The 26,151-nt window shown below is 62.3% G+C and carries 22 protein-coding genes; 15 read left to right on the plus strand and 7 right to left on the minus strand.

Annotated features, from left to right (window positions below; translation table 11 throughout):
* Positions 1 to 378: 378 nt before the first annotated feature.
* The gene (locus HRF45_09715; protein ID MEP0766800.1) at positions 379 to 2,649 is read left to right on the plus strand and encodes a glycosyltransferase family 4 protein; all 2,271 of its coding nucleotides are present in this window, start codon (positions 379 to 381) and stop codon (positions 2,647 to 2,649) included.
* The gene (locus HRF45_09720; GenBank protein ID MEP0766801.1) at positions 2,646 to 4,523 is read left to right on the plus strand and encodes an alginate lyase family protein; all 1,878 of its coding nucleotides are present in this window, start codon (positions 2,646 to 2,648) and stop codon (positions 4,521 to 4,523) included. Before HRF45_09715 ends, HRF45_09720 begins: the two co-directional genes overlap by 4 nt.
* On the opposite strand, the gene HRF45_09725 is transcribed toward HRF45_09720, so the two are convergent.
* Positions 4,524 to 5,459: an aldo/keto reductase gene (locus tag HRF45_09725; GenBank protein MEP0766802.1), complete on the minus strand. Its 936-nt coding sequence runs from the start codon at positions 5,457 to 5,459 to the stop codon at positions 4,524 to 4,526.
* A gap of 142 nt (positions 5,460 to 5,601) precedes the next feature.
* On the opposite strand from HRF45_09725, the gene pyrR reads away from it, so the two are divergent.
* The 4 genes from pyrR to carA are packed head-to-tail and all read left to right on the plus strand — an operon-like array spanning position 5,602 to position 9,472.
* The gene (gene pyrR, locus HRF45_09730; protein ID MEP0766803.1) at positions 5,602 to 6,144 is read left to right on the plus strand and encodes a bifunctional pyr operon transcriptional regulator/uracil phosphoribosyltransferase PyrR; all 543 of its coding nucleotides are present in this window, start codon (positions 5,602 to 5,604) and stop codon (positions 6,142 to 6,144) included.
* Entirely contained in the window at positions 6,141 to 7,052 is a 912-nt protein-coding gene (locus tag HRF45_09735) for an aspartate carbamoyltransferase catalytic subunit (protein MEP0766804.1), read from the plus strand. The genes pyrR and HRF45_09735 overlap by 4 nt, the downstream gene beginning before the upstream one ends.
* A complete protein-coding gene (locus HRF45_09740; protein ID MEP0766805.1) occupies positions 7,049 to 8,365 on the plus strand; it encodes a dihydroorotase in 1,317 nt (438 codons plus the stop codon). The genes HRF45_09735 and HRF45_09740 overlap by 4 nt, the downstream gene beginning before the upstream one ends.
* Before the next feature lie 3 nt (positions 8,366 to 8,368).
* Positions 8,369 to 9,472, plus strand: a complete 1,104-nt coding sequence (gene carA, locus HRF45_09745; GenBank protein MEP0766806.1) for a glutamine-hydrolyzing carbamoyl-phosphate synthase small subunit — start codon at positions 8,369 to 8,371, stop codon at positions 9,470 to 9,472.
* A 13-nt stretch (positions 9,473 to 9,485) separates the two neighbouring features.
* On the opposite strand, the gene HRF45_09750 is transcribed toward carA, so the two are convergent.
* A complete protein-coding gene (locus HRF45_09750; GenBank protein MEP0766807.1) occupies positions 9,486 to 11,276 on the minus strand; it encodes a TIGR03960 family B12-binding radical SAM protein in 1,791 nt (596 codons plus the stop codon).
* 46 nt (positions 11,277 to 11,322) lie between these two features.
* Between HRF45_09750 and HRF45_09755 the strand changes: the two genes are divergently transcribed.
* Complete coding sequence (locus HRF45_09755; GenBank protein MEP0766808.1) at positions 11,323 to 13,005, plus strand: hypothetical protein; 1,683 nt, start codon at positions 11,323 to 11,325, stop codon at positions 13,003 to 13,005.
* Between the two features lie 4 nt (positions 13,006 to 13,009).
* Here the strand turns inward: HRF45_09755 and HRF45_09760 are convergent, their stop codons facing one another.
* From HRF45_09760 to HRF45_09770, 3 genes are read right to left on the minus strand one after another with little or no spacing between them, the layout of a single operon-like run.
* Positions 13,010 to 14,524, minus strand: coding sequence for a sugar ABC transporter ATP-binding protein (locus tag HRF45_09760; protein MEP0766809.1), 1,515 nt, complete (start codon positions 14,522 to 14,524; stop codon positions 13,010 to 13,012).
* Complete coding sequence (locus HRF45_09765; protein ID MEP0766810.1) at positions 14,517 to 15,542, minus strand: substrate-binding domain-containing protein; 1,026 nt, start codon at positions 15,540 to 15,542, stop codon at positions 14,517 to 14,519. Before HRF45_09765 ends, HRF45_09760 begins: the two co-directional genes overlap by 8 nt.
* A 9-nt stretch (positions 15,543 to 15,551) precedes the next feature.
* Positions 15,552 to 16,583, minus strand: coding sequence for an ABC transporter permease (locus HRF45_09770; protein ID MEP0766811.1), 1,032 nt, complete (start codon positions 16,581 to 16,583; stop codon positions 15,552 to 15,554).
* 314 nt (positions 16,584 to 16,897) lie between these two features.
* Here HRF45_09770 and HRF45_09775 point away from each other — a divergent pair, with 314 nt between their 5' ends.
* From HRF45_09775 to HRF45_09790, 4 genes are all read left to right on the plus strand, one after another.
* Positions 16,898 to 17,164 carry a hypothetical protein gene (locus HRF45_09775; GenBank protein MEP0766812.1) on the plus strand — a complete coding sequence of 89 codons (267 nt, stop codon included), beginning with the start codon at positions 16,898 to 16,900 and terminating at the stop codon, positions 17,162 to 17,164.
* A gap of 530 nt (positions 17,165 to 17,694) precedes the next feature.
* Positions 17,695 to 18,756, plus strand: a complete 1,062-nt coding sequence (locus tag HRF45_09780) for a hypothetical protein (protein MEP0766813.1) — start codon at positions 17,695 to 17,697, stop codon at positions 18,754 to 18,756.
* A 105-nt stretch (positions 18,757 to 18,861) separates the two neighbouring features.
* On the plus strand, positions 18,862 to 20,610 hold the full coding sequence (locus HRF45_09785) for a GAF domain-containing protein (GenBank protein MEP0766814.1): 1,749 nt from the start codon (positions 18,862 to 18,864) through the stop codon (positions 20,608 to 20,610).
* Positions 20,603 to 21,046 carry a response regulator gene (locus HRF45_09790; protein ID MEP0766815.1) on the plus strand — a complete coding sequence of 148 codons (444 nt, stop codon included), beginning with the start codon at positions 20,603 to 20,605 and terminating at the stop codon, positions 21,044 to 21,046. The genes HRF45_09785 and HRF45_09790 overlap by 8 nt, the downstream gene beginning before the upstream one ends.
* 66 nt (positions 21,047 to 21,112) lie before the next feature.
* On the opposite strand, the gene HRF45_09795 is transcribed toward HRF45_09790, so the two are convergent.
* Both HRF45_09795 and HRF45_09800 read right to left on the minus strand, forming a co-directional pair.
* Positions 21,113 to 21,319, minus strand: coding sequence for a hypothetical protein (locus HRF45_09795; protein ID MEP0766816.1), 207 nt, complete (start codon positions 21,317 to 21,319; stop codon positions 21,113 to 21,115).
* Positions 21,320 to 21,624: 305 nt separating this feature from the next.
* On the minus strand, positions 21,625 to 23,076 hold the full coding sequence (locus HRF45_09800) for a DUF4367 domain-containing protein (protein ID MEP0766817.1): 1,452 nt from the start codon (positions 23,074 to 23,076) through the stop codon (positions 21,625 to 21,627).
* Between the two features lie 152 nt (positions 23,077 to 23,228).
* Between HRF45_09800 and HRF45_09805 the strand changes: the two genes are divergently transcribed.
* Genes HRF45_09805 through HRF45_09820 form a run of 4 tightly spaced genes read left to right on the plus strand, consistent with a single transcriptional unit; the run spans position 23,229 to position 26,104 of the window.
* Positions 23,229 to 23,783 (plus strand): DUF4339 domain-containing protein, encoded by a 555-nt coding sequence (locus HRF45_09805; GenBank protein MEP0766818.1) that lies wholly within the window; start codon positions 23,229 to 23,231, stop codon positions 23,781 to 23,783.
* Between the two features lie 47 nt (positions 23,784 to 23,830).
* Positions 23,831 to 24,580, plus strand: coding sequence for a glycosyltransferase family 2 protein (locus HRF45_09810; protein ID MEP0766819.1), 750 nt, complete (start codon positions 23,831 to 23,833; stop codon positions 24,578 to 24,580).
* Positions 24,570 to 25,289, plus strand: coding sequence for a class I SAM-dependent methyltransferase (locus HRF45_09815; GenBank protein ID MEP0766820.1), 720 nt, complete (start codon positions 24,570 to 24,572; stop codon positions 25,287 to 25,289). The genes HRF45_09810 and HRF45_09815 overlap by 11 nt, the downstream gene beginning before the upstream one ends.
* On the plus strand, positions 25,286 to 26,104 hold the full coding sequence (locus HRF45_09820; GenBank protein ID MEP0766821.1) for a metallophosphoesterase: 819 nt from the start codon (positions 25,286 to 25,288) through the stop codon (positions 26,102 to 26,104). The genes HRF45_09815 and HRF45_09820 overlap by 4 nt, the downstream gene beginning before the upstream one ends.
* Positions 26,105 to 26,151 lie beyond the last annotated feature (47 nt).

The raw sequence follows: 26,151 nt of genomic DNA on the forward strand, positions 1-26,151 counted from the left end.
TAGTACGCGGCCAGGGCTGCATGCTTCGACGGGCTCAGCATGACGGGCTGATCCGGTACCCTGCAACACACCCGCTCACGACACGATCTCTCGCTGGGCAGGGTGTCGAGATGCTCGCCGGTATGCGGCGCAGGCGAGGCTGCTTTCCCGGACCGTCGTTCTCGTCTGAGAAAGTCGCGCAGGAAAGCGCCCCGCCGAGATCTCGGAGTGGTCGGAGAAGAGGGTGGTGCAGCCAGGCTGGTCACGGCGCAGCGCCATCACCGCTGCCGCAGACCGGGTCGCAGCATCGCGCCTCTCGAAGGTGGTCACGCCGTCGCCGCCAGTTCTCGTCTACACGCGAGAATGCCCCGAAGTGCAATAATGTGGGGTCGTTGCGCTATGCCTGAGAAGCCCAAGGTTCTCGTCGTCGGACCCGTCCCGCCGCCTGTTGGTGGCGTGGAGACGCAAATCTCCACGCTGCTCGAATCTCCCTTGCGCGAGCGCTTCGACCTGGTGCACTGCAATACGAGCAAGGCGCGGCCGAAGCAAACACAAGGCAAGTTCGACGTCGGGAACATCGTCTGGGCGCTGCGTCACTTCCGGCAGCTTCGTGCGGACATCCGTACGCACAAGCCCGACGTAGTCTACATGCCCGTGTCCTCGACCCACGCGGGCTTTCTTCGCGATGCGGTGTTCGCGGTCATCGTCAATCGGCATCGCCGTCTGCTAGTCGGCCACGTGCACGGGGGAGACTTCGACCGCCTGTATGCCACTGTCAGCCGACCGTTCCAGAAGGTGATTGTTCGAACGCTGAACCGATGCGACGTGGTGTGCGCGCTCGGGACGATGTGGGAGAAACTGTTCCGCTCGGTAGGCGTCCGCTCGGCTGTGCGTATCGTGCCGCCGACCAGCTACCATATGGTTTTCGACCGAGGAGAAAAGGTGGCACGCTCACCCAACGGCCCGAGCGGGAAGGATGGCCAGCCGGTCACCGTGCTATTCGTTGGTCAGGTGGGGCGTCGCAAGGGTGCGTTCGACATCCTGGCTGCGGCAGAGTCCATCCGAGAACGTGCTCCAAACAGCAGATTGCTGATGGTAGGTCCGGACGAGTTCGCAGGCGAGTGGGAGCAGGTGATGGCGGAGGTGGACCGCCGTGGTCTGCAGGACTACATCGAGTTCACCGGTCCGCTACAGGGGGACGACTTGCTCGCAGCCTATTCCCGAGGCGACCTGCTACTACTGCCCTCCTATCACGAAGGCTTCCCCGCGGTGCTGATCGAGGCGGGGGCTTTCGGCGCTCCGGTGGTCACCACCCCGGTCGGCGCAGTCAGAGATTACGTGACAGACGGCGAGAACGGGTATTTCGTGGAGCCCGGGAACGCCGCACAGATTGCGGATCGTGTCGTCGAACTCTGCAACGACTCGGTGAAGCGCTACCAAATGGGGATATGCAACCGTGAGCGAGCGAGGAACTATCATCCCGATTCGATCGCAGCCAGGGTCGGCGATGCCATTCAGCTTGCCATGGACCTGCCACCGCAGCGGCGCGCGCTGGGCAAACGGCCACGCGTCTTGCTGGTTGGCCCGGTTCCACCCCCTGTTGGAGGCGTCGAGTCGGTGACGCGGTGTCTGCTCGACTCGGACCTTCGATTCGACTTCAACGTCATCCACTGCGACACCTCGCGTCGGCAGACGAAGGAGCACGTGAGTCGCTTAACACTACTTAACGTGCTGTGGGCGTCCTTCTATTCCCTAAGATACATTTATCTCGTGCTACGCCACATGCCGCACATCGTGCACATCCCGATGGTCTCGCTGCGTCTGCCGTTCGTCCGCGACGCGGGTCTGACCCTATTCGGTTGCCTCTGTCGGCGCAAGGTGGTGTTGCACAGCCACGACGGCTACCTGCCGGAGGTGTATGACCGTGCAGGGCCGATATGGCGCAAGCTGATGATCTGGATTTTCAACCGCTCCGAGCGCCTCGTGACCCTGACGGATTCGTGGAAGCACTTCTTCGAAGAACGAGGCGTGAAGCGACCGATAGATGTGGTCAACAATCCACTGGACGACATGTTCGGCGACGTGGCGAGTTATCGTAGTGCCAACTCGGATCGGCCGTGGACGGTGCTCTTCGTGGGCGCCATTTGTCGAGACAAGGGAGTACCCGATCTGTTGCAAACTGCAAAGCGGGTACTCGAGGTGCGTCCGGACATCCGATTTCGCTTGGTAGGCCCAGGGCGCTTCGTGGGGGAGTGGGCCGCCATGGTGGCCGAGCGCGGCAAGCTGGGACTGGACGACTTCGTGGAGATGCCGGGCAGCCTCCAAGGAGCCGACCTGCTGCGCGCTTATGCCGACGCCGACTGCTTCGTCCTTCCCACCTACAAGGAAGGCATGCCGGTAGTGCTTCTCGAGGCGATGGCAGCAGGACTGGTGGTGATTACCACCGACGTAGGTGGCATTCTGGACCTGATCGAAGACGGTGTGAACGGTTTCGTCCTGAAGCCGGGCGATGTGGATGGCTTCACCGAGTGCATTCTGGCCATCGCGCAAAACCCGGAGAAGTATCGGTGGATGGGTGAGGAAAACCGGCGAAAGGTACTCTCACACTATATGGCCCATGCCGTCGCCGAGCAGATGGCCGAGGTGTACCGCAGGGTGCTGAACCAGTGAATCTGGGCTGGACTCTGCGACGCCTGCGTGCAATGTCCGCCGCTGAGATCATCATGCGTCTGCGGCGGAGACTACGCGATCACCTAGTGCCACCACTTCGCTCTAAGCTATCTGCAGAGCAAGCGTTCGATACGTACTTCCGAGGAGAAAATCCACTCGCGTCCTGGGGTGAGGTGCCAGACGGTGTGATCTCGTTGCTGCAGGGGCCGCCACCTGCGTTGGAACCCGTGTCGCTAGATGCAGCTCTGCGGCTCGACCTGTTCGGCAAGCAGGTCGTTCTCGATGACCCACCCAACTGGCACAAGAACTACGCCACGGGTGCAGAGTGGCCGATTGGCGAGAAGATGGACTTCCACCGCACGGACCTTGCCGGTGGCCCCAAGTGGGTGTGGGAGATCAACCGGCATAGCATGTTCTCGGCGTTGGCATACGGCTACCACGCTACAGGCGACCTGGCGTACGCCGGGAAGCTGCTGGCGTGGATGGAGGATTGGGTGGATCGCAACCCCGCAGACAGGGGCATCCACTGGACGAGCGCCTTGGAACTGGCGGTACGGCTCGTAGTGTGGACGTGGTGCCTACGCATGGTTGCAGCCAGTCCGGAGGGCAGAGGGCTTCTCGCGCGCTCGCCCATGAAAAAGATCGTGGGTTGCATGGCACAGCACGCCGACTACGTCTGCAACAACTACTCGTACGGCTCCTCGGGTAACAACCACCTAATCGGCGAGGTCGCGGCCTTAGCCGTTTTCGCGCGGTGTTGGCCGGCGTGGGATAGTGCAGACCAGTGGCTCGTTTGGGCCCGCGCGATGGCGGAGCACGAGTGCCTGAACCAATTCTGGCCGGATGGTGTCAGCAAGGAGCAGTCGTTCCACTACGTACCTTTCATCTGGGAGTTCTACCTTCACATGGCACTCGCTGGAATACCTCTGTCGCCAGAAGTGATCGCTCGGCTCGATGCATCCGCGCGGTTCGTGGACGCCATAGCTACTTGCTCCGGATTCGTGCCTCAAGTAGGTGACGAAGACGACGGCACGGTACTGCGTCAGTTGCCCGGCGGCTGGCCTCGTTTCGGAGTGATCGGTTCAGCGCTGGCAACCGAGCTGGGAATACGGCTCGCACGACGCCCCATAGCTGGTCACCCAGAGGATGCAGTGTTAGTATTCCCGGAAGGCGGCTACACCGTCTTTCGAACACGCTCGCCGGAGATCCATGTGTTGTTCGATCACGGTCCACTCGGGTTCGGCAGTCTTGCGGCTCACGGCCATGCGGATGCACTCTCCGTCGCCGTATCGCTGGATGGGAGACCCTTGCTCGTGGACCCAGGGGCATATACGTATCACGACGAGCCCGCGTGGCGCGACTACTTCCGCTCGACTCGGGCACATAACACCGTGTGCATAGACGGTCGGTCGCAGGCAGAGATGCTGGGCCCGTTCCTGTGGGGCCGTCGCTATGAGGTCCGCGCCACCGCTGGCTCCGCACACACTTACCATGTCCCAGGCAGGACCACCCCCTTCTACGACGCCACTCACGAGCGATCGGTACGTTTGGAGGGCAGACGCCTCGTCGTGACCGACCGTATCATGGGAGGTTTCCGAAGCGCAGAGGCCGCTTGGCATTGTCACCCGGACGTGGAGGTCAGCCGTAACGGAGAGAGGGAACTGGTGCTTGCGCAGGATGGCAAGCGGGTCGCGCGCATGAGCCTGCACTTCGCACCTGCGGACCTATCGCTAGTCCGCGGCAACCCTGCCGACGACAAGCCGACCCCAGGGTGGTATTCTCCCGGTCTAGGCAGGAAAACACCTACTACCAGCATCCTCGTCCGGCTGCCATCGCGCGCAGAACAGCTCGTTACACACTTCGACTTCGATTAGCTACGTCCGCTTCCACCAAAGATGCTGCGAGGTGCCCCATTCCTTGCATGCCGCGCGAATGCGATCCATGTCGGCCGTGGTAAGCGGTCGGAATGCACGCGCAGCTCGCACGTTCTCCTCCACCTGTTCCATCGTGGTCATACCGCACGTTAGGGTCGCGATCGGTAGTGAGAATGCGTAGTGAAGCATCTCTTGGGAGGACACCACCTTCTTGCCGGCGTTCTGCCACCCTTTCAGGCTCTTCATGCCTGCCACCGATACGCCCTTCGTGTTAGCATAGGGAATGGTCTCGAGCGCAAAGTCGTTCAGATGGTAGTCCGCTGCAGACACCGGCACCAGGATGGCATCGAATGGGTAGCGCTTGAGAGCCTCGAGGATCACCTCGGGTTGCGTGTGCCCAGTGATCCCGATGTAGCGGATCTTTTCCGCTCGCTTCGCCTCCTCCAACGCCTCGATCGGCCCACCCTTTGCCAGCACGGTGTCCAGCGTACGTATGTCGTTGATGGCGTGTAGGTGCAAAAGGTCAATCATCGAGACCTTCATGCGTTCCAAGGACTCGGTGATGTCCTTGGCGGCAGCCTCCTTGGTTCGGCCCAGTGTCTTCGTCGCCAGGAAGAACTCCTTGCGCCGCTCGGCAACCCGAGCGACGGCCCGCTCTCCCGCTCCGCGCTGGTAGCTGGGCGCCGTGTCTATGTAATTCACGCCCAGGTCTAATGCGCGGCGCAGCATCTTCTCGCACAGGTCCAGGTCGTTCGGCGGAACCTCGGCCATGCCAAAGGCCAGTATGGAGGCCTTCCAGCCCATCTTCCCGGCGTCTCGCTTCTGCAGATCCCGGCCGGCCGCCTGCGCTTCGCCCGCCCAGCCGAGCCGAGCTGCCACCACGCTCAGTCCCGCAGCGGCGGCCTTACGCAAGAACTCCCGTCTCGTCGTACTCATCAGACCCCCCGCAAGCATACCCGCTGTGAGGCACAGGTTCGATTGACTCGCCTTCCGCTTGTCCCGTATACTCGCAGCGGTTTGCCCCCGCGTCCCGACTTCATATCGCTCTGGACGCGTGAACGGAGCCAGGGAGTACGCCTTGAGTACGGAAGACCTCTTGATGGACGCCGACGACATCCGGCGAACGATTGTCCGCATCGCTCACGAGGTGCTGGAGCGCAATCGCGGTTCCCAAGATTTGGTGGTTATTGGCATACTCCGCCGGGGGGCGCCGGTCGCCAAGCGCCTGGCCTTCGAGCTAGCCCGCATCGAGGGCGGGGCCGTCCCGGTGGGAACCGTGGACCCAAGGCCCTATCGCGACGACGTGGAGAAGGGTGAGACCCCTCCGGACAACACGGACATTCCTTTCAGCATCACCGACAAGAGGGTGATCCTGGTGGACGAGGTGATGCACACGGGCCGCACGGTTCGGGCTGCGATGGACACGTTGGTCAAGCAGGGCAGGCCCGCTTGTATCCAGCTCGTAGCGCTGATAGACCGGGCACACCGCGAGCTGCCCATCAGCCCCGACTACATCGGCCGTGCCATCGCGACCGAACCGGATGATTTCGTCCGCGTCGAACTTACGGAGCTCGATGGCCAGGACCGTGTGATCGTGGAGAAACGGGAGCAGCGACGATGAGCCTGTTGGACATCCGCAGCCTCGAGAGGAGTGAGATCGAGACCTACATTCGGGAGGCTATCAAGTATCGCAACGCCTGTACGTCCGGGGAGCCGGTGCCTCAGGTTTCCGGCACCGTGTGTCTCCTTTTCTTCGAAGCCAGCACTCGCACGCGTGCCTCTTTCGAGAGTGCGGCTCGCAAACTGGGCCTAAGTGGGTCCTTCGTGGCTCCCGCGACCAGCTCCATCCAGAAGGGTGAGTCCATTCTGGACACCGTAGTGACTCTGGACTACGCGGGTGTGGACTGCTTGGTGATCCGCCATCCTAGCCCTGGGGCACCACACAAGGCTGCCGAAGTCTTCGATGGGGGAGTGGTAAATGCAGGGGACGGCTGCCACGAACATCCGACGCAGGCACTCGCCGACCTGCTTACCATCATCAGCCGGAAGGGTACCGTCGCAGGGCTCACGGTCGCCATCGTAGGTGACATCGTTCACAGTCGGGTGGCTCGGTCCAACGCTTGGTGTCTGACGAAGATGGGTGCGAAGGTGCGTTTCGTCGGTCCTCTGACGTTGCTGCCGAAGGACTGCAGCTTGCTTCCTGTGGAGCCCTGTGACAACCTGGCCGCCGGACTGTCGGACGCGGATGTGGTGATGGCCCTGCGCCTGCAACGCGAGCGGATGAACGGTTATGACCTGGGAAGCCTGGCCGAGTACACCCAGCACTTTCAGATCAACCGCGAGTCGCTGAAATTGGCAAAGGATGACGTGCTGGTCATGCACCCGGGCCCTATCAACCGCGGCGTGGAGCTGGACGACTTCGCTGCGGACAGCACCTTCTCGGCGATACACAACCAGGTAGAAAATGGGATCTACGTGCGGATGGCGGTGCTAGCGAACGAGTTCGATAAGCTGCGAGGAGACGCATGAAGACGCTGCTCAAGGGTGGTAGGGTGCTCGATCCGTCCCAGAACCTCGACGTAATCGGCGATCTACTGATCGAGAACGACCAGATCGTCGAGATGAACGGGCAGGAGAAGCTGGAGCCGGGTGATACCATCATTGACTGCACGGGTCTGTGGGTGTGTCCCGGTCTCATTGACCTGCATGTTCACCTTCGCGAGCCGGGATTCGAGTACAAGGAGACGATTAGCACCGGTACGCAGGCTGCGGCAGCGGGCGGTTTCACTACCATCTGCTGCATGCCGAACACGGACCCCCCTCTTGACAAGCGGGCCATCATCGAGTACGTAGTGACGCGCGCGGCTTCTTCCGAGAGCGGCGGCATCTTCGTTGCTCCCATCGGAGCGGTGGCGCGAGGAATGGGCAGTGACCACCTAGCCGAGATCGCATCCATGAAGGAGGCCGGCATTGTTGCGGTGAGCGATGACGCGTTTCCCATTCAGGATGCAGAGATGATGCATCAGGCGATGCAGTACTGCAAGATGCTCGACCTCCCAATAGCCACTCACTGCGAAGATCTGAGCCTCACACGCGGCGGGGCAATGAACGAAGGCGCGATGAGCGCCGTGTTAGGTCTGAAGGGTATGCCACGCACGGCGGAAGACATCCAGGTCGCGCGCAACTGCGTGCTCAGCATCTCCACCGGTTGCCGATTACACGTGTGCCACGTCAGCACTTGGGGCGCCGTCGAGACCATCCGGAAGGCCAAGTCGCTGGGCGCGCCGGTGACCGCCGAGGTGACCCCGCATCACCTCATCCTCACCGACAATGCGACCGACGGATTCGACACTAACTGCAAGATGAACCCACCGCTGCGTACGCAGAAGGACGTGGACGCGCTCCGAGAAGCGCTGGCCGACGGCACCATAGACTGCATCGCCACCGATCACGCCCCCCACTCGCTGCATGAAAAGCAGCTACCATTCTCCGAAGCGCCTTTCGGCATCGTGGGGCTGGAGAGCGCAGTGGGGCTGATACTAACACATCTGACACATACTGGGGTACTCTCCCCGCTGCAGACGATACGCGCGATGAGTACGGCACCCGCCGAGGCCTTTGCGCTGGGTGGCGGAACGCTGATCCCCGGAGAGCTCCCCGCCGCACAGATCACGGTGATCGATCCTGACCTAGAGTGGACGTTCGACGTGCGCAAGACGTTCTCCAAGAGCCGAAACTCGCCCTTCCACGGATGGCAACTTCGCGGAAAAGCCGTGATGACCATCTGGGGCGACGAGGTCTACCGAGACGGCGTCATGGACGCGCGCGTCTCGACGCAATGAGTTGTGCACAGCCTGTTAGTTCTCGAAAGCGGAGACCGCTTCGTTGGCGAGCCCATAGGTGCGCGCGGACGCACCACGGGGGAGATCGTCTTCGTAACCGGCATGACGGGTTATCAGGAGGTCCTGACCGACCCCAGTTATGCCGGGCAGATCGTCGTTTTCACGTATCCGCTGATAGGTAACTACGGTATCAACGCGGATGACTTCGAGAGTGAGGGCGTTCGCCCGAGAGGCATCGTCGTTCTCCAGGCCTGCCACGAACCTTCTAACTGGAGAAGCAGGCAGACGCTGCCAGAGTTCCTGGCTCAACACGGCCTAGTGTGCATCGAGGGGGTGGATACTCGTGCGGTCACCCGGCTGATTCGCGACCAGGGAGCGATGAAAGCCACGATTACCACCGACGAAACCGGGGACGAGGCTCTTGCTCGCCTGCGTGCGGAGCCGGACTACGGAACGCAAACATTCGTCGAAGAGGTATCCACACACGAGCCATACTGTTGGGGACGTTACGGCAAAGAGCCTTTCAGCTCCTATGAAGAAGGTTACCGCTACCAGGTGGTAGTGCTCGACTGCGGCATCAAGTACAACATCCTGCGCCGGCTTGCCGCGGCAGGGTGCCGATCTCTCGTACTGCCAGCATCCGCATCGGCGCAAGAGATCCTGGCGCTACCAGCAGACGGCGTGGTGCTCTCCCCCGGCCCCGGCGATCCAGAGTTGCTAACATCCATCGTCGGCACCGTGACGGAGTTGTTGGGTAGAAAGCCGATCCTCGGCATCTGCCTTGGTCACCAGATTCTCGCATTGGCGCTCGGCGGGCGAACGGCGAAGCTCAAGTTCGGCCATCACGGAAGCAACCACCCAGTGCGGCAGTTGGCGGATGGCACGGTGCGAATCACCAGCCAGAACCACGGCTACGCGGTACTGGCAGACAGTCTTGCAGGGAGCGGAGCAGAGCTGACACAGATACACGTTACGGACGAGTCCGTCGAGGGCTTTCGGCACGATGAACTTCGCCTGACCGCCATCCAGTACCACCCCGAGGCGGCTCCCGGTCCTTGGGACAGCAGACACTACATCCCCGACTTCCTGGCCAGTCTGGATAGGTGAACGGGCCAGGCACCTACCGGCGGGAGCCTACTTCGCGGCGTGTGCGTAGGTAGTCTCGCAGTCCCACCCACGGCCTTGGATCCAATTGCTCCCGAATGTCGGGACATATGCCGCAGCGCGAACACACACTGACATCGCACGGTGGGTCCTGTTGCCCTCGCAGCGCGCGCTGCCATTCCTTCCACAGGTACGACTTGGGGAACCCTAGATCTATAATGTCCCACGGAAAGACCTCGTCGAACTCCCTAGGCCGCTGCGCATAGAACACAGGGTCCACTCCCGAGCGCCGGAAGGCCTCTCTCGTGGAGCCCTCTGCCAGATACAACTCGTATACCAACGATGACACCCGCCTATCGCCGCGTGCCAGCGTGGCCTCCAATACCGCCATCCGCGGACTCTCGCCTAACACACGTACGTCCGGGTACTTGCGAAGACGCGAGCGCACGTGTCGAACCTTCGTTTCGAGCAGTTTGAGAGGGTCCTGTGCCGCCCACATAAAGGGCGCGCCGGGCTTGGGCACATGACAACTGATGGAAAGCGAGATGCGGTCCGGTCGGAACTCGGATCGTATCATCTCCGCTGTCTCGCATATCCCCTCCACGTCCTCGATGGTCTCGGTCGGGAGCCCCACCATGTAATACAGCTTCACGCGACGTACGCCGTAACGCAACGCAGTCGCCACCGCGTCGCGAATCTGGTCTGCAGTCAGTCGCTTGTTGATGAACTCCCGCAGCCGCTCGGAGCCGGCCTCCGGGGCGATTGTGATGGACTTCTGCCCACCCGCAGCCATGTTCTCGACTAGCTTGGGTGTGATCGTATCAGCCCGCAAGGAGCTAACATTGTATGGGATGGAGCGAGACACGAGGTCGGTGGTTACCCCCTCCGCGTCCGGGTGATCATACACGCTGGCACCAACGAGACCCACTCGCTCACCTACCACCGTGTTCGCGTAGGTCTCCTGCACGGTGGCGCCGCTCTTGAACCGTGGAGGAAGAAAGGCATAGCCTACCACGCAGAACCGACAGTGCCGACCGCATCCACGCATAATCTCCGTCAGCCGCATATTGGAGAACTCGGTGTTAGGGGTGGTAATCACGCTCGACGTGTTCAGTCGTTCGAGGTCGTTCACCCACACGCGTCGGACGGGCAGGGGCACCTCGGGTCGCTTCGCCTCGAAGCCTGCTACCGTCCCATCCGAGTGATAGTGAACGTCGTAGAACGAAGGTACGTAAATGCCGGGGATGCTTGCCAACGCCTCGAGCGTGGCCTGCCTGTCGCCACCTGCTCCCACCACCGCATCGGTCAGCTGAGCCAGGCTCTCCTCCGCCTCTCCAACCAGCATGGCGTCCACGAATTCGGCAATCGGCTCGGGGTTCAGCACCGTCACCGGCCCGCCTAACAAGACGAGCGGGTGGCGTTCGTCCCGGTCGGCGGCCCTCAACGGAAGCCCCGCCAGGTCCAGGATTTGCAGGATGTTCGGGTAATCGGGCTCGTAGCTGACCGAAAAGCCGAGAATGTCGAACTCACGGACCGCCCGCTGTGTCTCTACAGTGAGAAGCGGTGTTGCCGTACGACGGTACTCCTCGCGGTCCTCGGGGTCTGGAAGAAACACGCGCTCGCACGCCACGCCAGGCATCTCGTTGAAAAGCCGGTACACCACCTGAAAACCGAGGTTAGACATGCCCAGGTAGTAGGTGTTGGGAAAGGCGAGCGCCACCCGCAGACGCGCGCCGTGGGGACGCAGGATCGTGCCCCGCTCGTCTTGGAGCAATCTTTGCAGTTTCTCGATCAGCTTACGGGACATGGAGATTCCTAGCTTGACTAAGCATCCGGTATTGTATCATGTAGACATGAGTTCGTCCCGGTCACTCGCCGCCGTAGCGGTTCTTTGCCTCGCCTGCGGCCTTTCGGCTCAATCGCTGTTTCACCAGAGGCTGGCGGTCGGCTTGGGTGCGGCGTCTCAGGGAATCCTGAACGAGAAGGGCCACGCGGCATTCCTGGCGGTCCCAGCCGACGGGCAGTATTACGATCCGTGGATCGCAGGCCGACCCTTCGCCCCCCACCTGCTTATCGGCGGGCGAACCTGCGAGCTATACGCACTAGACCCGACGGGAACCTTGCTCTGGGGCCTGCAGCGCGACTCGGTGGGGCCCTACAGGCACGCGTACCTGGATGTGACCGATCTCAGTGCCGAGGTCGGAAGCCTTACGAGCAACGCTAGAGGAGCGGGGTTTATGCCCGCAAGCGGGCAACCGGTTTGGTATGACGGTAAGAGGGTGTACGTCGGGACCACCGCCTACAGCGATGCTATCCTCGGTGGGGGCTCGACCTCGATCGGCACCGCGCTGGTAGACGATGCCGGCAACATCGCCTGGTCGGGAAGCGGTCCGGCAACGGGTGGGCAGCGCGATGTCTTCTTCAACTCCACGAACCTGAGCGCAGCTGTACTCGGCTCTTCGCGCTTCGCGGCTCCGGTGGCCACCTCCGGCGGAAAGACCGCCTGGTTCGGATACGGCAGCCTCACCGACGGGAACACCGACTCCTTTGTCAACACTACCAACGTCAGCCGCGCAGCGCTCGGCACGGACCCGCGCGAGGCCTATCCTAAGGCGGTCAACGCCTTTGGAAAGCTGCTGTGGTCGGGCTGGGGCACTGCGACCTTCGGCGGGCTCGACGTGTTCCTGGACGGCACCAATCTCAGCATGCCGCTTCTAGGCAACGGGGAGGACCGCTCGGCTACTCCCATTGGGATGAGCCCAACGGCCTCGGCCCTTTGGATCGGGCAGTCGTTCCAGGCGACCGGAAGCGCTCCTGTGCTCTATCTCAACTCCACCAACTACAGCGGGCCGATCCTGGGGAGCGGCGGCGACGTGGTGGCCCTCGGGATCACCGATGGCGGAGTTCCTGTCTGGGCCGGCACGGGCGAAGGCACCTCGGGCCGCCGCAACGTCTTTCGCGGAACAGTCAACGTGACCAAAGCGGCCTACGGGGGCACGAGCCGCTTCAGCTTCCTCATGGCGATGAACCGAAGGGGCCAGGTGTTGTGGAGGGCAGAAGAGCCGGAAGGCACCCTCACCGTGTGGCTGACATCGCCCAGCCTCCCGACCACCCTCACCGGAACCATCGACCTCGATGGTCTCGCCGACCCACAGCCGCGCGATGTGGTGTTCGAGTTCTTGGAGCCGGGAACGGGCGACGTGCTGTTCACGCAGGACGTGTACCTGTATGCCGATGGCTCCTTCTACGCCGAACCGCCGCAGACCGGCCTCTTCGACATTCGCGTGCGCTCCCCGCATTTCGTAAGCCGCGTGGCTCGGGGCATTCCCGTGTGCGAGACGGGCTCGTTCGCCCTTTCGCTGCCGAATGGGGATGCGAACTTGGACAACGTGGTGGACCTGAACGATCTGAGCGCGGTGCTGCTGCGCTTCGCCTCTGCGGGCAACGGCGATCCGGTTGACCTGAACGAGGACGACACGGTGGACCTGCTCGACCTCAGCATCGTCCTGCTGTCGTTCGCGAAGACCGGCGAGTAGAGAGTCAAGCCGACATCGTCTCGACACCGGTCATCAGTCTCATCAGGCCCTCTTCGGTGGCCTGTTCGGCCTGCACCTCGCCGACGATTCGCCCGTTGCGCAGAACCAGAATGCGGTCGCACAAGTTCAGCAACTCCGGCAACTCGCTGGAGATGACCAAGACCCCTCGGCCGTCGTCTGCCATCGCCCGCACCAGCGAGTGGATCTCCGCCTTCGCCCCGACGTCCACCCCGCGAGTGGGCTCGTCGAGAAGCAGTACCTGGCACTGCGCCGCCAGCCACTTGGCCATCACCAGCTTCTGCTGATTGCCGCCAGAAAGCCCCGCTGCGACCGCGTCCAAAGATGGTGCCTTCACGCTCATTGCCGTGAAGAACCTTGTCGCCAGCTCCCGCTCCGCACGCGCGTTCACCCAACCGCCGCGCGAAAGGGAGTCCAGTACAGGAAGCGAGATGTTATCCTTGGCAGACATACCTAGCACGAGCCCGTGCCGTTTGCGGTCTTCGGGCACCAGGCCGACCCCCAGCCGCATCATCGTGGTCGGGCTGCGCTGCTCGATTGCTTGGCCCGCCACGGCCACTTCGCCCTGGACGAGCGGGTCGAGCCCGAAGATAGCCAGTGCCACCTCGGTCCGCCCGGAACCTACCAGGCCTGCCAGCCCGACGATCTCCCCGCCGTGCACGGTGAGATTGATGTCGAAGAACCTGCGCGGGCTGGTCAGGCCCTTCACTCGCAACAGCTCCGGTCCCAACGACACCCTGCTGTTCGTCGGCCTGCTTTCCACCACGCGGCCGATCATCATCCGTATCAGATCATCACGTGTTAGGTCCACGGCAGGACAGGTGCCTACCACTTGTCCGTCCCGCAGGACCGTCACCGTATCACACAGTTCGAACACCTCCTCCATACGGTGTGACACATAGATGCATGACACCCCCTGCGACAGCAGTTCGCGGATCTGCTCGAATAGCACCTGCGTCTCGTATAGCGAGAGGCTGCTAGTAGGCTCGTCGAAGATCAACACCTTCGCGCCGCGCCCCACGGCACCCGCTACCTGTGCCAACTGCTGCTTGCTGATGGGCAGGTCACCAACCAAGCACCACGGGTCTACATCCAAGTGGATGCGCCGTAGCCATGCTCTGGCGCGTCGCTCCATCTCTCTGCGATCCACGAAAGGCCCACGCGCCGGCGGATCGTCCAGACACAGGTTCTCGGCCACCGATAGATTCTCGCAAAACGACAACTCTTGGTGTACGATGCCGATCCCTGCCCGAATAGCATCCAGCGGCCCGGTGAAATGCACCGGCCTGCCATCCAGCAGGACCTGCCCCGCATCCTGCATCAGCAGTCCCGCCAGGACCTTACCCAGTGTGCTCTTGCCTGCGCCATTTTCGCCAACTAACGCATGACAAGAGGCACGCCGCACTTGCAGGCCGACATCGTCCAGTGCTAACACGCCGGGAAACCGCTTGGTGATCCCCCGAGCCTCGAGCACTACCTCCTCCGAAGGACGGCTAGTCACCCGCTAGGTACTTCGGATCCACGTCCGAGAAGCCCCATTCCTTCAGTTGTCTGGCCCATTCCGACAGGTTCTCCTTGGACACGCGGACCAGCTCCATCTTGTTGATCGGCGGAATGTCCTTCTTGTGAATCAGCTTGTCCACGATCATCTCTACGGACACCTTGCCCCATAGATAGGTGGGTTGGGCAAGGAGGACCGGGGCGATGCCCTTTTCTATGTACGGAAGCTGCGCAGGCAGGCAGTCCACTGCTACCACCTTCACCTTCGAAGGATCCAGGTCGGTTAGCAGCGTCTTCGTGAAGAGCGGCCACCCGCCGATCATCGCCCAGGCCGTGATCTCGGGGTTGGCTTGCATCACGCGCAGCACCTCGGCGGCGGCATCCTGGGGAGTTTCTGCGTGATGAAAGGTCCCGATGATCTTAAGACCAGGGTGCTTGGCAGCTTCCTGCATGGCCCCCTGTACGCGCTTCTGCAGGTTAGGAGCATTCTGATTGCCAGCGAGGATCGCCACGTTCGCCTTCCCGTTCGTCTGCACGGCCAGCTCCGCCATCACCTTGGTGCCGGTTTCGACATCATCCACACCGTAGAAAGCGAAGCGCTTCGAGTCCGGTGCATCGCTGTCGAAGGTCATGACGGGAATACCCGCGTCCACAGCGTCATTGATGGCACCTGTTACCTTGCCAGCATCGGAACAGGAGATGAGGATCACGTCGGCACCCTCGTTGACAGCCTGTTGCACACGTTGGGCCTGAATCTGCCCATCCTCTGTAGGAGGTGTGCGCCAGTCAATCTCGATGTTCACACCCGTCTCCTGCGAAAGTCGTCTTGCCGCATCCTCCGCACCGGTGCGTGCCGAGATGAAGACTGGGTTCGTCGAGCTCTTCGCGATCATCACTATCTTGAGCGACTTAGGCTTTTCTCCAGTCTTCGGTTCTTGCTTGCTGCATCCGGCGGCAAGCAGCACGATACCACCGAGCGTTGCTAGCACTGCTATGTGCAGTCGTTCCTTCATTGTCATCGTTACCTCCTAAGTCTTCGCCTTAAGCAGTCGCTTCGAACCGAGCCGCGCGCTCACGCGATCAAGCACGACCGCGATGATAATCGCGCAGCCGATGATAATCCACTCGTACTTCTGGTCGAAATGCAGCGTGCGGATGGATTGCTGCATGAGCGCGATCAGAAGGGCGCCTAACATAGCGCTGATCGCGCTCCCTTTGCCTCCCGCAAGACTCGCCCCGCCCACCACCGCAGATGCAATCACATACAGCTCGTAGCCCGTCGCGTCGGCACTAGATGCCGCCCCGAAGTATCCAGCCGCGATGAACGCCGCGATGCCTGCCGTGAGCCCGGAGATCGTATACACTGCGATCAGTACCCGCTTGATACGTACCCCGGAGTATCGAGCTGCCTCCACATTTCCACCCACCGCGAACACACGTCGGCCGCTGACCGTCTTGGTGAGGTACAGCCAGCCGCATACCGCCACCGCTAGCATCACTAACATCGGCACGGGATAGAGCTGTTTGCCGAGCCCGAGGTTCGCCTTCGCCAGGTCTGTCAGCGAGCTGGGGACGAGGATGCTTTCCGCCCGGCTAGTGACGAACGCGATTCCGCGATACACCCACATGGTTCCCAAGGTGATGATGAAAGGGTGCACGCCGAGCCAGGTAATCATGATGCCGTTCAGGAGCCCACACAGCGTGCCGAGCCCGCAGCACACTAAGACCCCGACGCCGATCGCTGCTCCGCCCGTCAGCTCTAGGTCCCTGAGCACCATCGCCGAAAGCACTCCGGCGAGCGCATAGGTGGAACCGACGGACAGATCGATCCCGGCGGTGATGATCACCATGGTCACCCCCACCGCCATGATCGCAAAGAAGCTGGCAAAGGTGGCAACCTGCATCAGAGTCGCGGCATTCAGGAAGTTGTTCACCTCCGCCCCGGTCACGCGGTTGGTGTGGGTACCCGCGAACAGCGTGAGCACCACTCCGAGCGCCAGGATCACCACGAGCAGCCCGAACTGCTGAGAGCCGACGAGAGCCAAGAGGTTGCGACGCATCCAGGCTCCGATTCCGCGTTCTTGCCCCGCCTCCTGCCCAGATCGGGTGGTCTGTTAGCGCGGTGTAAGGGCACACCCCGGTCGGTAACCCACTCCGCGGTTGCCCGTCTACCTATCGTAGGTATGTGGCCGCCGCGCCCACCCTCGCGGCAGCAGGTGAAGGCGACTAAGATGCGGGTACTGATATGCCTGGCCGGGCTTGCGTGCGCGGCAGCCACGACAGGCTCAGGCCCTCAGTGGTTCAGGCGTGGGTTCTGTGGACTACCCGCCCATCTGCGACATCGTCTCCGGGACCGAGGAGCCCCCGTTCGTCGTTGCAGCCACGGACGGCGCAATCTGTCACTATCGGCCGGGCATGGTCCACTGGTCGAGCCAAACCGACCGTTTACCATACGTCGGCGGTGCGCAGACCGGCGTTCTCGCCCGACTGGAGGCTCTGCGGTTTGGGCGGCAAAGTGCACGTGACGATGCCGGGAGATTATGACAATCCGAGACCCATCCTCACCTTCGATACCTATGCCAACGCCATCGCATACTCGCCCGCCGTCTGGCACCCCGCCCGCGCCGGAATTGAGCCCTAGCCACCACCCTCGCCCCGTTCTCTTCTTATTCCTCACCACTCGCAGGGGCGGCTTCCTTGTGTGTTTCTCAGGGATGTCGTGTGCTAGCGAAGGTGGCTTTGGAAGATGCGGCGAGCGATCTTTCGAACCCAGATGTTCGAACGATACGGACATCTCGCGGGTTTGTGAACGGCTACAACCTGCAGCTGCTGCGGATGCGGCGTGACGTAGTGTCCGATGACAAGATATCCTTTCTCTAGGGATGACAGGCCTGTCCGTGTCTCCCAGTGCTCGATCGACCTAGCACTTTAGGTGGATGCCGGTCGCTTCACCGGGGACCGAGGGGAGTTCCTACAACTCCCGCAATTCGCACATCGGAATACCGAAGACATGCCGGTGAGTCTGGCTCCGTGATATGGATTTCTCCTCCCAGGTCGCCCAACCGCTGCACCGGCTCCGCGCGAATCGACGCAGCGGACGGGCGACGACGGAGAGCGCTCACGACGAAGGATGGCGGCGTGGGCGGGTCGTGTACCCAAGGGAGGAAGACCGTGAACCGATTCCAATCTGCAGCTTTTGCGTCACTGCTCCTGATGGCCGTGCTGTCCTTCGCGGACAACCCCGTCTACACCGCCCAGTTCGTGCACCCTGCCAACGGTGCCTGCGTGCGCTGGTTCCAAGATGTGACGTTCAAGGTCACGGGCCCGCCGCCATTGCGCATCACGGTGCGGGACGAAGTCGGCCACTACATCTACGATGAGCGGTGGTATGGCTCGCTGCCGCCGTATATCACCATAGGCTTCGACCCCAAAGCGTTGGGGCTGGACGATGGCGAACACACTCTCTTCCTCTGGGCAGGGGACGAGCAGGGCAACGAGGCAAGCGCCTCGTTGTTCCTCCGTGTGGACACCGTCCCCCCCACCGTACGACTCCTTCAGCCCACACAGGGCGAGGTGGTTAGCGGAGACGTGTGGATCGAAGGCGAGGTCTTCGACAATTACATGGGACCCGGGGAGTGGTGGCTGTACATTGACGGCGTGCGCGTCAAGAAGGGCTATGGCCCGAACGTCGAGTACGTCTGGAGCACCGTCGGAATCGCTGCAGGTAGCACGCATCGCATCCGCATCGTGGCATTCGACCAGTGCGGGAACGCGGCACAGACACCCAACGTCGAGGCGACTATCGCAGCTACCATCCGAGGACAGGTCGAACTAGGTCAGTACTACGGTTCGCCGAAGAACAAGGGATTCAAGGTAGTCCTGAAAGAGGGCGATACGGTGGTCGAGACGCTAACAACCACGCTGGACGCCCAAGGCCGCTACAGCGTAGTGAGCCACAACATCGGCACGTATAGCATCATGACCAAGCCGAGCCACTGGCTGCAGATCAACCACGGGCCTATCCGCCTGGACGGCACAACCGACCTGAATCCGACACATCCCATCAACGGGGACGCGAACGGCGACAACCAAATTGACCTGCGGGACATCAACCAGTTGATGTTCGACTGGGATACGGTCCTGTGGCGATCCGACATGGACGGCTCCGGCTCGGTTGACATCTACGACTTGAACCTCCTGTGTCTGAACTTCGGCCTCTTTGGCGATCGCTGAGGCCGGATGGGAGCGGCCGCTCCCGTTCCTGCGGTGCGCGGGCTGCCTCGAGGAGGGAGCCCGCGCCTCGGCATGTGCGCCGCCTCGGTATAATCCCGCCCACACATGTACGAAACTACGGAGAAGTACGCCTCACTAATCACCGAGCTCGACGGCTCCCCTGAGATCAGGTCCTTCTTGGACAGGATCAGTGAGGCAGCCATCGCGCTGACCGACGCAGACAACGCTCTGGTGGCCGTGGTGGACTACTTCGCTGGCGTCCTCCGCATCGAAGGCGGTGCGGGAGCCGATTGGGACGAAAGCAAGCGAAGCGTCGAGATCGGCGTCGGAGACGATAGGGGATTGGGCATCACGGCGTATGTGGCGGCATCCCGCCAGCCCTACAACAGCGGGGATGTGACCGCGGATGCGCACTACCGCAGCTTCGTGTCTTCCACCCGCAGTGAACTGGCGCTGCCCATTGTGGACAATCACGATCGGCTCCGCGGTGTGCTGAACGTCGAGAGCGACAAGGGAAACGCCTTCAGCGATCAGCACATCGCGCTGCTGAAGCCACTGGCCGCCCTGTGCGAATTGGCACTCCAACTTGGCGTCGAACGGGGCAGACAGGAGGCGTTTATCAGCATGGGCCACGTGCTCGCCTCGGACCCCGACGAGGAGACGCTGCTGCACGAAGTGCTCCGGATCGCTGCGGAGATGCTGGCGTTCGAGGCGTGTTCCATCTTCGTTTGGAGTTCGGAGGCGCGGGCCTATGTGCTGCGGGCGACGCGCGGCGACCTAGAGGGTCAGGTCGGGACGGCGATGTACACCGATGGCGAGGGACTGACCGGCAAGGTCGCGGAAACCGGCACAGCCATCCGGCTGGCCAATCCGACGGAGCATCCGGACTGGCGAGGGAAGTACCTGGAAATGCCTGCAGAGGAGATCAGCGCCTTTCTCGCAGTGCCAATTCCCGGAAGGGATAGGATGGTCGGGGTGATGCGGGTGCTGCGACGGCGCAGGGGCAGCCCGTGGATTGACAACAGCTTCACTGCAAACAACGAGCGGGTGCTGGCAGCGCTAGCCGCCCTGTTGGGCTCTGGCCTGGGAAGTATCCGAGCCGTACGTCGCCTCGTTCAATCGGAGCGAATGGCGGCTTGGGGCGAGATGTCCGCTCGCAGTGCGCACATGATCGGGAACCGAGCGTTTGCGATTCAGGGTGACCTGAACGAACTCCGATACGTGATCGAACAGCCGAACCCCGATATGGGGGCGATCCGGGATCTCGTAAATAGCCTCAGCGCCAACTTAGACCGACTCGAGGAGATCCTTTCCGAATTCCGGGACTTCGTGAAAGCCACCCACCTCGCCCTAGACACCACGGATATCAACGAGCTGGTGAGGTCAACGCTGGCCGAGATGTTCCCGAAGCGAACGGCAATCGAACTGAAGGTATCGCTGCAGGAAGATCTGCCGCCGGTTCAGTGCGATGCGGGCAAAATGCGTAGAGTGGTGTCGGAAATCATCGAGAATGCGCTGCACTTTCAGGAGAGTGGCACCTTCCGCGTGAGCACCGCACTGGCCGAGGAGCAAGACTTCCGGTCCGCGCGCATGTCCACGCCGGGCCGCCCATATGTGAAGCTAGTCTTTGAGGACGAGGGGCCAGGCGTCCCCGCGGATATGAAGCTGTCCATATTCGACCCCTTCCGCACCTCGCGGGTCAAAGGGATGGGTCTGGGACTGTCCATCGCAAAAGGTATCGTGGACGCTCACGGCGGTCGCCTTTACGAGGATGGAGTGCCCGGCACGGGAGCCCGATTCGTCATACTGCTGCCGGTGGGCAAGACGCCCGAGAGGAAGGCCAAGGATGTGTAGAGCACTGGTAATCGACGATGAGCCCGATGTACGCAAGGCGGTTCGGCGCCGGCTGGAGCGCTCCGGGGTCAAGGTGTTCGACGCGAGCTCGGCGGCGCAGGGAATTCTGATGATTCGGGAAGCCGACCCGCCGTATGACGTCATTATCACCGACATGTCCATGGAGAAGCCGGATTCGGGGATTGACGTGCTGAACGCTGCCGTCGCACGCGACCTATTCGCAGAGGTGATCGTGCTGACAGCCTATGGCAACGTGGCGAACGCCGTGGAGTGCATGAGACGCGGAGCCTTCGACTACGTGGAGAAGAATTCCCCCGGGGTGGATGTCTACGAGCTGCTGGCCATCAAGGTCGAGCAAGCAATGGACCGACGCAGGCAATCGCTGCGCACCGTTCGCAAGTGGGAGAGCGTGGCGGAGTCGCTCAAGAAAGAGTGAGGGAGCGCCGGGCGGACCAGACCTCGAGAGGTTGCCCGCCCGGCGCCGAAAGCTTTCCGTACGGTCCTACGCCGCGGCGACTTCCAGAGGCTGGATTAGCCGGACCTTATCCAGCATGATCTCGCCGCTGTCCGTGATCAGGCACGAACCGTAGAGGGGAATGTAGATTACATCGAGGATCTCGGCTTCGGTTCGGATTTCTGCCCCGGTTCGGTCGGAGGAGATGATCTCACACCGGTAGCCGATGTAGGTTTTCGCCTTGATTACCTGCATCTAGAGCCCACCTTCAACGCCAGTGATTACGGTCCCATCGAACCGCCGAGAAGCTCTTGCCACGACGGGGGCTCACTCGGGCTATGCCCTTTTCCCAGGTTGGGGCTGGTAGGTTTGGGGGATCGGCCGAGGATGAGCGATTTCCATGCCCCGACCCGTCGGCGTGTGGTGGAGCCACGTGACATCACACGGATTCCCGGAGCCCAGGGTCGGGAATGGCATCGTCTCTGTAACTAATTACCAGACATCCCTCGCCACTCGCAGAAGGCGGGGCAATGAGAGGAAGGTACCGACGCTCCGGGAGTCTAGCGGAAGCGCTTCACCGTGCCTGCAATCTGCAGCAACTCGTCCTTGGATAGCCCCACGCTGGACAACCCGAACCAGGTGTTGTTCTGCTTCCAGACCACCGAGACGCGCCCGCCAGGCTTGCCTCCGGTGAACAGCGTCCCCTCGACCCCCGCCACGGTCACCTTCTCGGAGTTGCCCAGCGGTCCGCGAGCAGCGAGCGTCGCAGTCGGGTCGTTGTCCTTGGACTGGACGAAGACGAGAGTCTTCCCGCTGTCGGGGTCTATAAACTCGCTGACGAACATGCCCTCGTTCGGCTGCTGGGCCGCGCGCCGGGCTTCGCGCAACTCCTGAAGTCGCTGTCGCAATTCCGGCGTCAGGTTCGCCTCCAAACGCTCTCGGTCGGGCGGCGGCGGGCCTTCCATCACCTGGATATCCGGCTCTCCACCAGCGGTGGTCACTCGGGCCTGAACGATCACGGCGCGGTCGCGAGGCACTCCGGGCGGCGAATCCATGCCTGCTCCGTCGTCCACGATGCTCACGGAAACGCGGTTGCCCTCCGGGTCCACCCAGATGCGCTGCATACCGGGTGGTGGGGGACCTCCCTGCGTGCTACCCGAGAAAGGCCGGATGACCTGGGGCTCGTTGCCTCCAACAGAACGCATCGTGCGGTGAACGGTGGATGCGTGGCGGAACTTCTCGGGCGGGGTGACCGTCGCGACCCAACCCAGGTTCAGCGTCTTGCTGAACTTCTCCATCACGGCTGCGAGTTCTGCTTCGTACTGCGTGCTGTCGCCTAGGCTTCGAACCCTCTCGAGCGCCGTGGCCGACACGCCGCCCTGGACCAACGTAGTCCCTTCCGGCAGACCGAACAGCGTGTCTTCCATCGGCTCGTTGAAGGTGGCCTCTGTTACTTCTCGCGAGTAGACGACCTTGCCCGCTTCGATGCGGTGGTATCGAAGGACGAGGCCGTACGTTTGGTCAATCCACTGCTTCTCCTGGTGAACGTTACTCCGAGGGTCGGTGGTAGTGAGAACGTAACACTTTCGGCCAACGACCGTATCTTCGCCTTCGAACTTGGCCGGTCGCTGAAGCTCCTTCTGAAGCAGGGATGCGGGGGCAGAGAACAGCGCCTTCTTCACGTTCGCCGGGAAGGCGACCTCGATTCGATCGGACGCCGACACGCCAGGTTCGGCAAGCGCAGCATTCAGACTCGGGACGTACAGGAACGAGCCTTCGCCGGATATGAGACGGACGTGCGGAGTCTTGGCCAGTGCGCCGCCGACTGGGAAGGTGCCCTCGATACGCATCTGCGCGCCCTTGCGGTAGACGGTGATCTGCTTCTCGGTCACCAGATCGCCCTTTTCGGTGACCACCAGACGCATCGTCTTGGGGTTCTGCCAGTTCGTTTGGGCCTGGGAGGCGACGACCGCCGTGCCGAGCAGGAATAAGAGGTACGTTGTACGAAACATTACCGTGGCGACCTCCGTTGACGGTTAACGCTATTGTGACCGGTCACGACTCGAATACGGTTGGGGTTCCCGCGGGATTCCCTACGCGCCGAACAATCCGAGGCGCGGTCTCCCTGTATTATTGTTGACGATTCTAAGGTCGGGTGGTTGCGGTGGCTTCGTGGTACTACATCAGCGGTCAGGGCCAGATCGGGCCGATAGGCGAGATTCAGGTAAGAAACCTGGTAGAGGGGAACATCATCACTCGCCAGACGCTCATGTGGAAGCCGGGGATGGCCGAGTGGTTGCCTGCCGGAAGCATCCCGGAGGTGGCAGCGATGTTCTCGCACTTCACACCTCCTTCTCCTCCGCCCGGCACGTCGGCTCAGGCTCCGTTCCCGTCGCCGGCGGCCCCGGACGCGCAGAACGTTAGGGCGGGCTCGTACGAACCGGTCGAGTATTCGGTGCCCACGGGCAGGAGCCGCGTGGCCGCCGGGGTGCTGAACATGTTCCTGCCCGGTGCGGGGCGGCTGTACCTCGGTTACTTTCTCATCGGCTTCCTCCAACTCGTGGTCACCGTCGTGAGCGTTCCCTTGTACTACTACATCCCGTGCACGTGCCTGCCGTTCTGCGTGCCGGGGCACCTGTGGTCGTTCATCGACGGCCTCATGATGCTGGCGTTCAACACCGTGGACAACGACGCTCGCGGCGTCCCGCTCCGGGACTGACCAGACGCGGACCTGTGGAGTACACTGGGTCGCGAGGTGAACTTGGTTTGAGCTGCCCCAGACCCAGCCTGGCCGTGATCATCCCCGCGTACAACGAGGAGGCGCGCATCGAGGGCACGCTGCGCCGCGTGGCGGAGTACCTGGACGGACGCGGGGCATCCTATCGCGTGACCGTGGTGAGCGACGGGAGCACGGACGGTACCGAGCACATCGTCCAGACGTTCGCAGAAAGCCACCCCCGTTTCGACCTGCTGGCCTATACCCCGAACCGCGGCAAGGGCTACGCCGTGCGTCACGGCATGCTGAGTTGCGAGGGGGACCGGATGCTGCTCTCCGACGCTGACCTGGCAACCCCCATCGAAGAGCTGGAGAAGCTGGAGGCAGCCATGGCGAACGGAGCCGACGTCGCGATTGGGTCTCGCCCCTTGCGAGAAAGCCGGCTGGAGGTGCGCCAACCCTTCTATCGCGAGTGGCTGGGGCGGGCCTTCAACCGCTTCGTGCAGCTTCTGGGTGTGCCCGGCATTCACGACACGCAATGCGGTTTCAAGTTGTTCACGCACGAGGCAGCGAAGGACGTGTTCTCGCGCTGCACCTACGATGGTTTCTCCTTCGATATCGAGGCGCTGTACGTAGCCAGACTGCTGAAGTACGAGATCGCCGAGGTGCCGATCGTGTGGAGGCACCAGGCCGGCTCCAAAGTCAACCTGCTGCGTGACGGCATGCGGATGACGTGGGACTTGTTGAAGCTTCGCACTCGTGGCTCGGCCCGCTACGTCGTTCAGCCCAATGAACGCTGAAGAGTACGAGCGGCTCTTCCGCATGGAAGACCGCTACTGGTGGTTCGTGGCTCGCCGCGAGCTCGGCGTGGGGTTCGTGCGGATGCACGTGCCGCGACACGCACGCATCCTGGACGTGGGCTGCGGGGCGGGTGCTACTGCGCGTGATCTCTCGGCGCACGGTACGGTTTTCGCCTGTGACCTGAGCGAGCGGGCACTGACTTTCTGCAGGCAGAGGGGACTGAGCGCTCTTGCGCTCGGGGACCTGCAGCGCCTGCCTTTCCGCACGGGCTCGGTCGAGTGCGTGGTCGCTCTGGACGTCCTAGAGCACGTGTCGGATGACGAAGACGCTCTGAAAGAGATTGCGCGCGTGCTGTCGCCTAACGGAACACTGGTGCTCAGCACACCCGCCTACCCCCTGCTATGGAGCGGGCACGACGTCGCACTTCATCATTTCCGTCGGTACCGGCGTGCCCGGCTCAGATCGCTCGTGGAGCGGTCGGGGTTGGAGATCGTGCGGCTCTCGTACGCTGTCTTCTTCCTCTTTCCCCTCGTCGCCATCGCTCGGCTGGTAGGCCGTATACTGGGTAGGAAGTCGCGGACGGGGCTGTGGTGGCTCGGCGACTGGCCGAACCGGGTGCTGCTTGCGCTAATGCGTTGGGAGAACCGACTCCTTCGCCGCACCGATCTGCCGTGGGGAGTGAGTCTCGTGTTGGTGGCGCGAAAGTGATCGGGACGTTCATTCTCGCCGGGCTGCTCGGCTACGCCAGCTTGGTAGAGCCCGCGATGCTTTTCCATCGGAGGTTTTCCATTCGGCTCCGTGGGATTCCCGAGGGTTGGGACGGCGCACGCATCCACCTCGTCACCGACTTGCACTGCAACCGCTGGACGAGCATGGAGTCGCGGATCGCGCGCATCCTGGCAGAACCGGCAGACCTGCTGCTCTTCGGCGGCGACATCGTGAACACCAACGCTGCGGTCGACAACATCGCGCGGCTGGTGCAGGCCGCTAACGTGACGTACGGCGCCTTCGGCGTGCTTGGCAACGCGGAGCACAAGCGGTGGGTGGACACCGCCCGGGCGGTGCCGGAGATGGAAGCGGCCGGCTTGCGAATGCTAGGCAACGAGTGGTTGCAGCTCATACGGTCGGGCGATGCGATCGCCTTGTTAGGAGTAGACGACCCACACACGGGGCGGGCGGACCTTTCGGCAGCCCTGAGAGACTGCCCGAGCGGGTTTCGGTTGCTGTTGGCCCACGCGCCGCAGGTGTTGATGGATCCGATAGTGGGCGAGGTGGACCTCGTGCTGTGCGGACACACCCACGGCGGGCAGGTTCGCGTTCCCGGTGTCGGTGGGCTGCTGGCGCACAGCCTCTTCGAGTGGCGTTGGTCGGAGGGGCACTTCTACCCTGACCAGGTGCGCCGCGCGCTGGGCTATCCGCGTGCGCCGCACGTGTACGTGTCGCGCGGTGTCGGCACCGGATTCATCCACTTCCGCTTCCTCTGCCCTCCCGAGGTACAGACAATCACGCTGCGTAGAGCTTGACCCTATGCCTCCGACGGTTGGGAGCTACGTCATACCGCCAACCCCCA

Source organism: Fimbriimonadia bacterium, from assembly GCA_039961735.1.
Taxonomy (GTDB): domain Bacteria; phylum Armatimonadota; class Fimbriimonadia; order Fimbriimonadales; family JABRVX01; genus JABRVX01.